The 12,414-nt window shown below is 43.4% G+C and carries 12 protein-coding genes and 1 pseudogene; 8 read left to right on the top strand and 5 right to left on the bottom strand.

Annotated elements, in window-relative coordinates; genetic code table 11:
• Nucleotides 1-55 precede the first annotated feature (55 nt).
• Nucleotides 56-1,013: pseudogene (locus APA_RS25650) on the top strand (IS1595 family transposase).
• Between the two features lie 7 nt (nucleotides 1,014-1,020).
• Here the strand turns inward: APA_RS25650 and folD are convergent.
• Nucleotides 1,021-1,890, bottom strand: a complete 870-nt coding sequence (folD, locus tag APA_RS02210) for a bifunctional methylenetetrahydrofolate dehydrogenase/methenyltetrahydrofolate cyclohydrolase FolD (RefSeq protein WP_201320693.1) — start codon at nucleotides 1,888-1,890, stop codon at nucleotides 1,021-1,023.
• A gap of 193 nt (nucleotides 1,891-2,083) precedes the next feature.
• Here folD and APA_RS02205 point away from each other — a divergent pair, with 193 nt between their 5' ends.
• The 5 genes from APA_RS02205 to APA_RS02185 all read left to right on the top strand — a co-directional run bounded on the left by APA_RS02205 (nucleotide 2,084) and on the right by APA_RS02185 (nucleotide 7,519).
• Nucleotides 2,084-2,647 carry a Uma2 family endonuclease gene (locus tag APA_RS02205; protein WP_201320692.1) on the top strand — a complete coding sequence of 188 codons (564 nt, stop codon included), beginning with the start codon at nucleotides 2,084-2,086 and terminating at the stop codon, nucleotides 2,645-2,647.
• 85 nt (nucleotides 2,648-2,732) lie between these two features.
• The gene (locus tag APA_RS02200; protein ID WP_201320691.1) at nucleotides 2,733-4,739 is read left to right on the top strand and encodes a pentapeptide repeat-containing protein; all 2,007 of its coding nucleotides are present in this window, start codon (nucleotides 2,733-2,735) and stop codon (nucleotides 4,737-4,739) included.
• A 120-nt stretch (nucleotides 4,740-4,859) separates the two neighbouring features.
• A complete protein-coding gene (locus APA_RS02195) occupies nucleotides 4,860-6,242 on the top strand; it encodes a DUF3370 domain-containing protein (RefSeq protein ID WP_201320690.1) in 1,383 nt (460 codons plus the stop codon).
• 92 nt (nucleotides 6,243-6,334) lie between these two features.
• Nucleotides 6,335-7,096, top strand: a complete 762-nt coding sequence (locus tag APA_RS02190; RefSeq protein ID WP_201320689.1) for a WecB/TagA/CpsF family glycosyltransferase — start codon at nucleotides 6,335-6,337, stop codon at nucleotides 7,094-7,096.
• Between the two features lie 36 nt (nucleotides 7,097-7,132).
• Nucleotides 7,133-7,519 carry a VOC family protein gene (locus tag APA_RS02185; RefSeq protein WP_201320695.1) on the top strand — a complete coding sequence of 129 codons (387 nt, stop codon included), beginning with the start codon at nucleotides 7,133-7,135 and terminating at the stop codon, nucleotides 7,517-7,519.
• A gap of 32 nt (nucleotides 7,520-7,551) precedes the next feature.
• On the opposite strand, the gene cynS is transcribed toward APA_RS02185, so the two are convergent.
• On the bottom strand, nucleotides 7,552-7,998 hold the full coding sequence (cynS, locus tag APA_RS02180) for a cyanase (RefSeq protein ID WP_201320688.1): 447 nt from the start codon (nucleotides 7,996-7,998) through the stop codon (nucleotides 7,552-7,554).
• A gap of 232 nt (nucleotides 7,999-8,230) precedes the next feature.
• Here cynS and dapF point away from each other — a divergent pair, with 232 nt between their 5' ends.
• Together dapF and APA_RS02170 are read left to right on the top strand one after the other, a co-directional pair.
• Nucleotides 8,231-9,076, top strand: coding sequence for a diaminopimelate epimerase (dapF, locus tag APA_RS02175; protein WP_201320687.1), 846 nt, complete (start codon nucleotides 8,231-8,233; stop codon nucleotides 9,074-9,076).
• A 113-nt stretch (nucleotides 9,077-9,189) separates the two neighbouring features.
• Nucleotides 9,190-9,528: a histidine triad nucleotide-binding protein gene (locus APA_RS02170; protein ID WP_201320686.1), complete on the top strand. Its 339-nt coding sequence runs from the start codon at nucleotides 9,190-9,192 to the stop codon at nucleotides 9,526-9,528.
• Nucleotides 9,529-9,568: 40 nt separating this feature from the next.
• Here APA_RS02170 and APA_RS02165 read toward each other — a convergent pair whose 3' ends face one another.
• From APA_RS02165 to APA_RS02155, 3 genes are all read right to left on the bottom strand, one after another.
• On the bottom strand, nucleotides 9,569-11,056 hold the full coding sequence (locus tag APA_RS02165; RefSeq protein ID WP_201320685.1) for a glycosyltransferase family 39 protein: 1,488 nt from the start codon (nucleotides 11,054-11,056) through the stop codon (nucleotides 9,569-9,571).
• A gap of 97 nt (nucleotides 11,057-11,153) precedes the next feature.
• The gene (locus APA_RS02160) at nucleotides 11,154-11,693 is read right to left on the bottom strand and encodes a lipopolysaccharide assembly LapA domain-containing protein (RefSeq protein WP_201320684.1); all 540 of its coding nucleotides are present in this window, start codon (nucleotides 11,691-11,693) and stop codon (nucleotides 11,154-11,156) included.
• Nucleotides 11,690-12,337, bottom strand: a complete 648-nt coding sequence (locus APA_RS02155; RefSeq protein WP_201320683.1) for a flavin prenyltransferase UbiX — start codon at nucleotides 12,335-12,337, stop codon at nucleotides 11,690-11,692. Before APA_RS02155 ends, APA_RS02160 begins: the two co-directional genes overlap by 4 nt.
• Nucleotides 12,338-12,414: the final 77 nt, after the last annotated feature.

Genomic DNA, 12,414 nt, shown 5'->3' with positions numbered 1-12,414 from the left:
GAAAGAAAGGAATAAATTGATAATATTGTAGCGAAAACCAAAAGAAGCGATCACTATGCTGAGTGTGAACTTAACCCATCTAATCGATGATGAAAAATGTTACGAAACAGTGCGTCAGACGCGATGGACAAGAGGAGTATGCTGTCCAAAATGTAAAAGCTCAGAGGTGATCAAGCGTGGGAAAGATGAAACGCAACCTGCCCGCCAACGTTACCAGTGTAAAACTTGCAATGCCAACTTTGACGATCTAACCGACACAATATTCGCAGGACATCATCAACCACTACGGATGTGGATATTGTGTCTGTATTTGATGGGATTAAATCTCTCGAATCGACAAATTGCCCAAGAACTAGACCTAGACAAGGATGTGGTGCAAGATATGACCACCCAATTGCGAGAAGGTATTGACCAAGGCAAGCCTGAAGTAAACTTATCTGGCTCAGTCGAGTGTGACGAGGTATATGTGACAGCAGGACACAAAGGCAAACCCGAAGAAGTTAAAAAAAAGGGCGCAAAGGAAGGCGTAATCGCCTCAAGGGGGTTCGGGGGCGGGGGACACACTTGAAAAAGAAAAACCACCCATCTTCGGCATGATTCAGCGCGGTGGTGAAGTGGTAATTCGCATGTTAGAAAACGTGCAACAACGAACTATTGAGCCTCTGATTAAAGCTACGATTACTCTTGGTACTATGGTTTACACTGACGAATATGCTATCTACAACCCTTTACAAGATTGGGGCTATGCTCACAAATCTGTTTGTCATGGTGCGGGAGAATATGCCAGAGATGAAGATGATGATGGCTTTTGTGAAGTTCATGTCAATACGATGGAAGGCTTTTGGTCGCTTTTGCGCTCTTGGCTACGACCTCATCGCGGTATATCTCAAGAAAAGCTACCTTTGTATTTGAGCTTCTTTGAGTTTGTCCATAATGCTAAGACGAGGGGTAAAGCTTTGCTGAGTACTTTGCTGGACTCCCTACTTTCCTTACCTCCCCGAATCGCCTATTGAGCCTATCTTAGACAGTGGCAAACTTTTGCTTGTAGCTCCAAACCGTATTATGCAAGAGCATCGTCACAGTCATGGGCCCAACACCGCCAGGAACAGGTGTAATGTGTGAAGCAACTTCGCTAACGCTAACATAGTCCACATCGCCGACTAGTCGAGATTTGCCTTCGTAGTCGGTAATGCGGTTAATACCAACATCAATTACCACGGCGTTAGGCTTGACCATCTCGGCAGTTACAAATTCAGGTCTACCGATCGCGGCAATTAAGATGTCAGCTTTGCGGGTAATTTCGGCGAGATTTTTAGTGCGTGAATGGGCGATCGTTACTGTGGCATTTTCTTCGAGCAGCATCAGAGCCACTGGCTTGCCGACGAGAATACTGCGCCCGATCACCACGGCATTTTTGCCAGCAATATCAATTTTGGCTGAGGCTAATAACTCCATCACTCCCGCAGGTGTGCAGCTCCGCAAGCCAACTTCACCTCTCGCTAATTTACCGAGGTTATTTGGGTGCAAACCATCGGCATCTTTATCGGGATCGAGGCGATTTAGGAGTGCGATCGCATCTAAATTTGCGGGCAAAGGTAACTGGATCAAGATGCCATCTACGCGATCGTCAGCATTTAGCTCATCAATAACTTGCTCTAATTCTGCTTGCGTGACGCTAGCAGGAAAATGTTTGCCAAAGGAGATAATCCCTGATTTATGACAGGCGGTTTCTTTATTGCGTACATAAGCGGCACTAGCAGGATTGTCACCAACCATCAGCACGGCTAGCCCCGGAGGACGACCATATTGAGTTTGTAGTTGTGCGACCTCTTCTGCGATCGCCTTTTGCATTTTCTTAGCAAGAGCTTTGCCATCAATAATTACTGCCATAAATTAATATGAATTTTACTTTGCGATTCGTTACCTACTATGTAAATGATTGTATCGCTTGATGGGAGGTAGCAGGTACTAATAAGGGTCGGAAAGATCTTGACGACACAAATTTTCGGGAATTAGATATGATTTAGAATTTAGAAAGAAGATCGCTTTAATAATCACAAATCAAGAGCAAGGATGGAAATCTATGACCGTCACTACTGCGCAAAGAATAACATTTGAGGAATATCTCAGCTATGAAGATGGTACTGACAAGCGTTATGAATTTAACGATGGAGAATTAGTCGTAATAACTCCAGCAACTGTATTTCATAATGATTTGATGATGTTCTTTGCATTCTTTTTGCAATCAGAAACAAATAACTCTCATCATCCATACTGTGTTCGTGTCAATAGTACTGAAATATTTAATGGTAAAAGAACACGCCGTCCTGATGTCTTGGTGATGACTCTTACACAGAAGAAAGGCTTGGGAAATCAGCCAGATATTTTGCATGAGCCATGTTTGCTGGTCATTGAGATTGTGAGTCCAACTTGTCGCTCGGTGGATACAGTCGAGAAGCGTCAGGAATATGCTGAGTTTGGAATTCCTGAATATTGGATTGTGGACTTTTTGTTGGGGACTTTTTCGGTTTTAAGTTTGGTAAATGGAACCTATATTGAGAAGGTATATAGAGAAGGCGATCGCATTGCCTCTGATATTTTTCCCAGTATTTCGCTATCGATGAATCAAGTAATGGCAAGCATTTGAATTGTAATTTTGCGAATTCCGAGACTTAGCCTTAATATTTTAGATGTTTGCTGATGCGTTGATGTAGAGCAGATATCGTGAACTTATGCCCCAGCCGCTAGATTTTTCTAATCAGGATTTACGAAATCGCTCTTTTAAGGGGCGTGAAGACCTTGCTGGTGCGGATTTTCGGAAGGCTGATATACGGGGATGTGACTTTAGTGATACTAATTTAGAGGGGGCAGACTTTTCTGGGGTAACAGCAGGACAGAGCGGCAAACAAATATTTATCATGTTTGCGTTTGCGTGTGCATTAGCCTTAGCGGGTACGATAGCAGGTACGTTTGCGTTTGCGAGCTCAGTTACGGGCGCAATTGCCTTAGCAGGCACGTTAGCGGATGCATTCTCGACAGATGCGGTTGCAGTTTCGGTTATTGCTATGGTTACTGTTTTGGGTTTATTAGCGGGTGGAGTTGCGGTTGCGGGGTTTGCTACACTTGGGGATGGTGAGGCTGCGCTCGATTTAGCAGTTATGTTTGCTGTTACGTTTGCTGTTATGTGTATATTTGCGGGTGCGATTGCATTTGTGGTTGCGGGTACGAATTTTATAAATGGGAATATAGTTGGAGGGATTGGATATTCTTTCCTTGCACTCCATTTCTTTTCCCTATCACATCTCTTTTTAATGCAAGCAATTGAAATGATTTGCAATATGACAGGAACTTCTTTTAGAGGAGCAACGCTTGCCAAGTCAAAGTTCATGGGAGCAATCTTGAAAAACTGCTCTTTTACAAATGCGAGACTGTATCAAACTGATTGGACTCATGCCCACCTTAAGAGGTGTAAGCTCTCAGACAACCTTGCTAATCAAAAAGTAAGGGAACTCTGCATCTCCCGCATTGGTATAAATGAAGATTTTAGCTTTAGCGATCTTTCAGTATTAAACTTAATTAGGGTAAACCTTCGTGCTGCAATCCTAGCTGGTGCTAATCTCAATGGCACAAATCTCACTCAAGCCGATCTCGAAAACACCAATCTCTGGAACGTACAAGCCATTCAAACCGATTTCTCCAAAGCTAATCTCTCAGGAGCTTGTATCGAAAATTGGGCAATTACTTCCGAAACCATTTTTACCGATACCATTTGCAGTCACATCTATCTTGACAGTGACAGAACAGAACGCAAACCTGCAAGTGGTTCCTTTGAGCAAGGTGACTTTGAGAAGTTAGTAATCCAGTTCACTAAAACCTTAGATTTCCTCTTCCGCAATGGGATTGACGCTCAAGCCTTCGACTTTGCCCTCAATAATTTGATCGAAGATTACGAACAAATGGGACTTTCTCTCAAAGGTGTAGATGATCTCGGTGATGGCGATAGACTAGTTCGCTTTAACACAGTTTCCGATGCACCCAAAGCAGAAATGCACGCCCAATTCACTCAAGAATATGAGGAGATGCGTAAACAATTGGAAGCTTCACGCAACAAAGTATGGGAACTGCAACAAAAACTCGATCGCATCGACTTAGAAAACAAACTAGAGAGATTTGAACTAGAAAAGCAATTAGCCGTAGCAATAGCCAAACTTGAAGAACGCCCCACCTCTCAATATCTACAAAATTTGGTTTATTATCAAACTACTCAACTCGGACAACAAAAATCCATTTACGCACTCAACTCCCAATTTGGTGATCCCATGTCAGACAAATCAATCCAATCAGGCGGCGGCGATATTTCCTATGTTGGTAGAGACAACTTAGGCGTTAGCGGCAAAGACCAACAAGGCGTAGCAGGTCGCGACATTAGCGGCACTGTCACCAACACCATCCAACAACTCCGCGAAACCAACCAACCCGATGCACCACAACTATCCGATCTCCTAGAACAACTCCAAAAAGTCGTGGAAAGTTCTGAAGAACTAGGTGAACCCGAAAAGCAAAAAGCACTCGAATATCTCAACCAAATTGGCGAAATGTCAGTAAAAGAACCTGCTCAAAAGAAAGGAATGTTGCCAGTTTTGCTAGATGCCTTCACAGGCGTAATTAGCAAAGCCGCCAACCTCATCGATCCCGTCAAGAAAATCGCAGCAGCCATTCTCAGTATTTGGCAAGCTTGACTAAGACGTATATTTTGGAAACAATCACGGTAGGGGCAATTCATGAATTGCCCCTACCGTAATGATCTGTCATCGCGTTTATCATATAAACTTGCCTCAACCTTTGAATGCTAAAAGCCTATGTTGACAGCTTTTTTAATGTCGTTATTAACCCCTATTGCACCAGTCTTACCCGCAACTAGCAAGGTTGCCCAAGCTGCCAACCAACGCCAAATCATTTTAGAACCGCAAGAAATGCGTCCTCTGATGGGCAAGCTTGACGATGTACCGATGTTTAATAGTAATAGTCCTGAAATTGTCCAAACAGAAGGGATTTTACTGTCAGCATTTCCGCCTGAAGGCATGGCTCATCCCAAGGCGCATTTAAACTTTCCCTTTCAAGGACGCTTCGATTTATTCACGCACCATATTTCTAAAGCACCACCACCAGTCGATTTGAGAACTTTATATATTGGTGCGATCGCCTATAACCCAACCGATCAGCCAGTAACCATTGATACCTTGCTGGGAGCCAGCTATCTCAGTCAGCCCGACGCACCATTCTACGATGCACCCAACTACAGTCTCAATAATAATGGCGAAACCTATCGCGGGCCTGGCGATCGCGCCATGCTCGATATTTTGCGTGGTCGCCGTCAGGATATTTTCCCTGCTCAAATTGTGATTCCACCTAAGCAGAGTCGGATGCTGATGAATATCCCAATTCCTGTAAAAGAATTAGATCCACCATTAAATGGGCGATCGGGGTTATCGCGTTTACGTAGCAATGGCAAGGTTTATGTCGCAACTCTAGCGCTCTATGCTCGACTTAACTCTGATGGAACCGAACGCGCTCCCAATCTCGAAGAATGGGAAAACATCCTCAAGAATGGAGACCTTTCTAAACCGCGTGATGTTGTGCCAACACCGCCAGATTTAACGGAAGGAGCCTTTGAATATAGTCGGGTGGCTGGTGTTCAGCTTGGTTCACAATGGTTTGGAAATTTAACAGATAAAGATAGTAACGATCTTGCTATCCCTAAATCTGGTGAATCCTATTCCTACGGCTTGAGTCTGTTGCAGTACGGCACTATGGGCACAGGTCAAGTCCAAACTGCGCCGTTGAAAGTGCGATATCCTGACACCGCCTATTCTGCTCATGGTAATTACGGCGTGCAGTATAACTTGACGTTACCTCTGCATAATCCAACTAACGAAACGAAAACGGTCACGCTCTCATTCCAAAACCCGATCAAATATGATAAACCTGTTGGTGGTTTACAATTTTTTGAGCCATTACCTGATGATGTGTTTTTTCGAGGTTCGGTTCGGGTCAGATTTCGTGATGATAGAGGCTTAGCCCAATCGCGCTATGTACATTTAATGATGCGGCGTGGGGAACGTGGGAAGTCTTTGGTGACCTTGACGATGCCCCCAAGCGATCGCCGTGTCGTCCAGTTTGATTTTCTCTATCCTGCTGATGCCACCCCACCACAGGTTTTGACTGTGACGACTACACCATAAAACACTTTGCGCTGTAAGAGTTTGAAGCTTTTATTTTGCCTACGGCAAAATAAAAGCCGCTATACATTCGGTCGTAATAAAATGATAAATTGATGACTACGCAGTATTTGGAGAAAGTTATTTTGCGTGAGTTTGCTGTGCTTGGGATGCCCGTTCATATCCATGAAAACTATAGAGACTGGCTTGTCCAAAAATTACAAGCTAATCAAGGCGCTCATGTTGTGACGTTGAACGCAGAAATGACAATGCAGGCTCGTAAAAATTCTGATTTGGCTAAAGTCATTCAAAACGCTGAGTTAGTTGTACCAGATGGAGCTGGTATTGTGCTGTACCTGCGATCGCAAGGTGAAAAAATTAATCGCTGTCCGGGAATTGAGCTATCCGAGCAAGTTGTGGAGATTGCGGCTAAAAAACAATGGCGGATCTTTTTGCTTGGTGGTGCTCCAAATGTTGTCGATAATGTTGTCGATATTTGGCAGCAAAAATGGGCTGATATTGCGATCGCGGGAACCCATCATGGTTATTTTGATGATGTGCTTGAGCAGCAAGTCTGTGAGCAGTTACAAAGCTCTCAACCAGAGCTGATTCTTGTCGGTTTAGGTGTACCGCGCCAAGAGCTATGGATTCAGAAATATCGACATCTTAGTCCCAATGCGGTGTGGATTGGCGTAGGTGGTAGTTTTGATATTTGGGCTGGCACAAAAACTCGCGCTCCTGAGTGGTTTAGCAAAAATCATCTAGAGTGGCTATATCGTCTCTATCAAGAGCCTTGGCGATGGAAGAGAATGCTCTCGCTTCCTCATTTCGTCTGGTGCGTCACCAAAGATTCTTTATTCAAACCCAAAAAAGTGTAGGAGAGTGCTTTGCACTCTCCTACAGATAAGAAGACTATGCAGCATCACCATACTTCGATTAAAACTGCGGATATTTTTCAGGCGATCGCCTTTTACGAAGCGTTAGGCTTTGAAGTAACTGAGCGCTTTACTGCGGGGATTACGCTGGCTTGTTGGATGCATGGTGCTGGGACTAATCTGGAACTCATGCAAGTTCCTGAGCCAAGGAATGCCCCTAATCCTTTTGGTGATGAGCATTATGTGGGTTACTATCACCTATCGTTTCATGTGGAAGATTTGGAGCTTTTTTTGCAAGATCTTGTTAACAAGTTAGGGAAAGTCAAATTATTATTGCCGCCGAGAGAGCAAACTATAGGCGATCGCACCTATCAAGTTGCTTTTATTGCTGATCCTGATGGATTACCGATTGAATTAATGCAATAAAGAAGGCGGGCTTTGCCCGCCTTCTTTATTCTTTACCACTTTTTATAAGGTAGGAACTTGCCGTTCATCGTTACTTTGACGCGATCGCCTTTAGGATCTTCTACTTTTTCAATGTCCAGCGTGAAATCAATAGCGCTCATGATGCCATCGCCAAACTTCTCATGGATGATTTCTTTGATCGGATAGCCATAGACCTGCATGATTTCATAGAAGCGGTAGATCAATGGATCGGTTGGCACGACTGCCCCTAAGCCTTTGCTAGGATAGGAACTCAAAGCGGCTACGATATCCTCACCCAGACCTAGTGCATCAGCGATTGTGGTTGCTTCTTCAACACTAGTGCTATTTTGACCATAAAAAAGAGAAGCAATCCAAACTTCATCATGTCCAATTAACTTTTCGAGGTCAGCAAAGCTTAAGCCTTTAGATTTTTTGGCAGCTAATAAAGTATTGGTAAAGGACGGAAATTCAACTGTCATAATGTTTTTCTGTGTAATATATCGGTACAAAATGCCTATGCTTAGAGATAAAAATCAGCACTAAAATCTTCTTGTAACATTATCAGTTACGTTGATTCAGTTCATGGCAAACTGAAAACTGTAAAAAGTAGATGGCGGCGCGTAGTGCAGTCATTTCCAATAAACAAGTGGCTATAGCAAGAGATTTGCGGCGCAGATCGATATAATATTCAAAAATATATTGAATTAATCCATGTCGATCGCATTTAGTAAATATCATGGCTTAGGTAACGATTTTATCCTGATCGATAACCGTCACAGTGCCGAACCAATTCTCACCTCTGAGCAGGCTGTCAAATGGTGCGATCGCAATTTTGGTATTGGGGCTGATGGAGTCATTTTTCTGCTGACTGAGGCAAATGGCGAACATCGGATGCGGATTTTTAACTCCGATGGCTCTGAGCCAGAGATGTGTGGTAATGGAATTCGCTGCTTAGCTAAGTTCATGCAGGATTTGGATATCCCAACTAATGATGGTAAGTATCAGATCCAAACTGGTGCAGGTTTGATCGTGCCACAAATGGATGTGGATGGACAGGTAACTGTGGATATGGGCAAACCATTTTTGACCGCCGCCGAGATTCCTACGACTTTGGGTGAAAGCGATCGCAAGGTTGTCAATCTTCCGCTTGAGGTTGGTGGTAAGACTTGGAATGTCACGACGGTGAGTATGGGAAATCCTCACTGCATGACCTTTGTTGATGATGTCGATACTATTCCTTTGGCTGAAATTGGCGTTCTTTTTGAACATCATCCTGTATTTCCAAAACGGACAAATACAGAATTTGTGGAAGTCGTTAATCGCGGCTATGTGAAAATGCGTGTATGGGAACGTGGCGCAGGAGCAACTCTAGCTTGTGGTACGGGTGCTTGTGCGACGGTGGTTGCTGGTGTTTTAAACGATCTTTGCGATCGCATTTGTACTGTCAATCTGCCTGGAGGCGATCTCAAAATCAACTGGTCAGCCGAAAGCGATCGCATCTTGATGACTGGCCCCGCAACTCTTGTATTTACAGGCTCAGCAAAGAACGAATTGTAAATAAGTTGTGGCTATTGCGACGCTTTGCGTCACAATAGCGCTAAAAAACAAGATTATTATGGGCGGCACAAAGCGTCGCTCATAATAACTATAAGAAACTAGAGGTTCTCAAAATGAGCGAAACTATATTTAGCAAAATTATTAAGCGAGAAATCCCTGCAAGTATTCTGTATGAAGATGATCTCGCACTTGCGTTCCGCGATGTCAATCCGCAAGCTCCTGTACATTTTCTAGTCATTCCTAAAAAGCCCATTGTTAAGCTTTCAGAAGCAACAATTGAGGATCAAGCATTGCTAGGACATTTATTGCTTGTGGCCAGTAAAGTAGCGGCTCAAGAAGGCTTAACTGATTTTCGTCTAGTTACCAATAATGGCGTAGCAGCAGGGCAAAGCGTTTTCCATTTACATATTCATGTTTTAGGCGATCGCACCTTTACATGGCCGCCAGGTTAAGCATAGAGAAAAGAGGCGGGGCAATGCGTCACCTCCTTTCTTATGGTTTGTAATTTTGCCCGATCGCAATTTCATAAGTTTTCAGATACACTCCAAATCTAGAAATCGCCACATTATTAATCGGGGTGACCCGATCGAAATGCGCGATCGCTTCATCGGTAAGGGGATACCATTGATCGGAAATCAAAATTGCATTTTTACCCTTCTGTTTCTCTGCATTCTCTAAGTTCCAAATCGTAAATTGACTAATTCGTTTAGAAATTGCGGTCACAATTGGGTTTTGCATCTCATAGGCAAGCTCTGCCGCCGAGCGATAGTCAGAGGTGATTAACAGGGGGGTTTCTGGTAAAGTCTTGCTAATTTTCTGCACTTCCGTTGCAACTTCTTGCCATCCATAAATCATCCGCCCATCTCGATCTCCATCTTGACCAAATACGGCACTGATAGGGAATATACAAGAGTTCCAGACAAATAGAGTTGCAAATAATAGTCCAAAGACTCCCATTCCATAAAAAATTTTCAGATTCTCTCCCCCTATCCCACTAGAAGAGGGGGCTGGGGGGTGAGGGAAATCCGCTAAAGCTAAAGGGAACAAGGGAAATAGAAGTAAATAAGCATGAATATTCCAATAATAGAGGGCTGTAGAAAACAGAGAAATCACCATCAATAAACCTGTGGGAATTATAAATGTCCACAACGCAACTCTTTTGTATAGTCCATTTACCTTGCGAAAACCTTCCCACATCAGCCATGCGACAAATGGCGAAAGCATTAATAGTGAAATCCCAATAAAGCCCAATGGTTCTAACAATCGCATGATTAATGTGCCACTATCGACACTGCGATTTGCATAGAAACGGAATGACAAAAAATTATTGCTGTAGTTCCAATAAAATATAGGCAGAAAAGCAATTACGCTAAGGCAAATACATAACCACAATCGTATATCTTGAAATAATCTTCTTAATTGAGAATGCGTGGCGATCGCAGTCAATAAACCCAATGTCATAAACAGCGAATTATATTTAGTAATATGGGCAAGGGAGAGAGCAATCGCACTGCCATATAGCCGCCAGTTTGCGCCCTTCCCATTTGCTAAATATTCATCAAGAAAGCGAATACATAGGTATGCACCGACCAGACTAAGAGCGATCGCTAAATGGTCATGCCATGCCAAAGAAAGCATGATGCTATATAAAGGTGAAGCAAGGATGGCGAGAATCACCCACCAAATATAACGCCGTGCAAGATCTCCATAGAGATATTTGAGAATGCAGTAATAGGTATAAAAAAAGACGCTGTTAGTAACAAGATTTAGCGATCGCAATGTAAGTAGAGATTTGCCAAACCATGACGTTATCCATCCCTGTAACCATGACTGCAAAGGTGGATGATCGTAATAAGAGAAGTCTAAATGTTGCCCCCACAACCAATAGTAAGCTTCATCGGGATTTGGCGGCGCAAATAGCCAAAAGATGCATCGCAATCCGATCAATAACAGCAAAAATATTGGTAGATAAAAGCTCATTAGTCTTTAATTGCAGCGCTCTGCTCTGAAATAAGCCCCAAGATTTTTGTTGAGAATGCTGCAAATCAGCATTCTCAACAAAAATCTTGGGTTTGGTTTATTTGATGAATTTTGCGTCAAGGGGAGGTCGATCGCGCTTAATTTGATTAGAATTTTTAGATTTCATGTTGGGGCGATTGCCGTAGGGAACTGTGTCAGGATCATCATTTTCGTACTCTTCCTCTTCTTCTTCATACTCCTCCTCTTCGTATTCTTCCTCCCCATAATCATCCGAAACAAATTCTTCCTTGGGCTGGAATTTTTCGGCATTGACCTGTTCTCTTGTGTCATTAGCAGATCCCGACGCAATCACTGCCCGACGAATTAATGAATTTTGTCGCCAAGAGGCGATCGCATTAATCACAAATGCTATAAATCCACCGCCAACAAATGCTGCTAACATGGCAACACTTAAGGGAATCTCGACCGTCTTTTGTCCTAAAAAGAAAATCTGCACCGCAGGTTGTAAATTTTGGACAAAGACAGCCGCTAGTAAGGTGATCGCAAGCCCTAAGATCAGAAGCTGTACGATCGCGAGCAAGCCCGATGATTTCTTATTTGCAGCATTTGTAGTTTGTGAAAAACGCGATCTGGTCATAGTTCTGGTTCTCCAATGACAATATTTGAGGGCATTCTACCTTGCCACCGCTGGATTAAATCTGCTTCAATATCCAGTTGATCCAGCGCCCTTGCGATCACAAAGTCTACCAAATCCTCAATCGTTTGAGGGTTGTGATACCAAGCAGGAATTGCTGGTACGATTCTTGCTCCCGCTTCCGCTAAGGTGGTGAGATTTCGCAAATGGATCAAGCTTAATGGCGTTTCACGCGGCACGATCACCAATCTTCTTCCTTCCTTGAGATGTACATCGGCAGCTCGTTCCAATAGATCTGAGCTTAGTCCATGGGCAATTTTAGCAACCGTTGCCATGCTGCAAGGAATCACCAACATTCCTAATGTCCGAAATGAACCACTAGCGATCGTTGCTCCCACATCGGCAAATTGATGACAAATTAGCTTGCCATCGCTAGTTTCACTGCGATCGCGCCAAAATTGTTCTTGCGATCGCAAATTACTCGGCATCGCCATATCATTTTCTGATTGCCAAACCATCATCGCCGCCTTAGAAGCCACCAGATCGATGTTGTAATCATTATTCAATAAAAATTTGAGCGATCGCACAGCATAAATCATGCCTGATGCCCCAGAGACCCCTAATACAATCGCTTTTTTATTTTGCATTCAATATCTAAATTCAGCATTTAATTCAGCACAGTATAGCTGTAATACAAATCAAAGCCCAAAAGATGAGAGGCGGC

It is taken from the genome of Pseudanabaena sp. lw0831 (assembly GCF_016584665.1).
In the GTDB taxonomy this organism is placed as follows: Bacteria; Cyanobacteriota; Cyanobacteriia; order Pseudanabaenales; family Pseudanabaenaceae; genus Pseudanabaena.
Note: the sequence above shows the minus strand (reverse complement) of the source record. Positions and strands in the feature narration are given on the sequence as shown.

Coding starts and splice junctions, on each gene's coding strand:
- folD (WP_201320693.1), bottom strand. CDS start 1,890: ATGGCAGTAATTATTGATGGCAAAGCTCTTGCTAAGAAAATGCAAAAG.
- APA_RS02205 (WP_201320692.1), top strand. CDS start 2,084: ATGACCGTCACTACTGCGCAAAGAATAACATTTGAGGAATATCTCAGC.
- APA_RS02200 (WP_201320691.1), top strand. CDS start 2,733: ATGCCCCAGCCGCTAGATTTTTCTAATCAGGATTTACGAAATCGCTCT.
- APA_RS02195 (WP_201320690.1), top strand. CDS start 4,860: ATGTTGACAGCTTTTTTAATGTCGTTATTAACCCCTATTGCACCAGTC.
- APA_RS02190 (WP_201320689.1), top strand. CDS start 6,335: ATGACTACGCAGTATTTGGAGAAAGTTATTTTGCGTGAGTTTGCTGTG.
- APA_RS02185 (WP_201320695.1), top strand. CDS start 7,133: ATGCAGCATCACCATACTTCGATTAAAACTGCGGATATTTTTCAGGCG.
- cynS (WP_201320688.1), bottom strand. CDS start 7,998: ATGACAGTTGAATTTCCGTCCTTTACCAATACTTTATTAGCTGCCAAA.
- dapF (WP_201320687.1), top strand. CDS start 8,231: ATGTCGATCGCATTTAGTAAATATCATGGCTTAGGTAACGATTTTATC.
- APA_RS02170 (WP_201320686.1), top strand. CDS start 9,190: ATGAGCGAAACTATATTTAGCAAAATTATTAAGCGAGAAATCCCTGCA.
- APA_RS02165 (WP_201320685.1), bottom strand. CDS start 11,056: ATGAGCTTTTATCTACCAATATTTTTGCTGTTATTGATCGGATTGCGA.
- APA_RS02160 (WP_201320684.1), bottom strand. CDS start 11,693: ATGACCAGATCGCGTTTTTCACAAACTACAAATGCTGCAAATAAGAAA.
- APA_RS02155 (WP_201320683.1), bottom strand. CDS start 12,337: ATGCAAAATAAAAAAGCGATTGTATTAGGGGTCTCTGGGGCATCAGGC.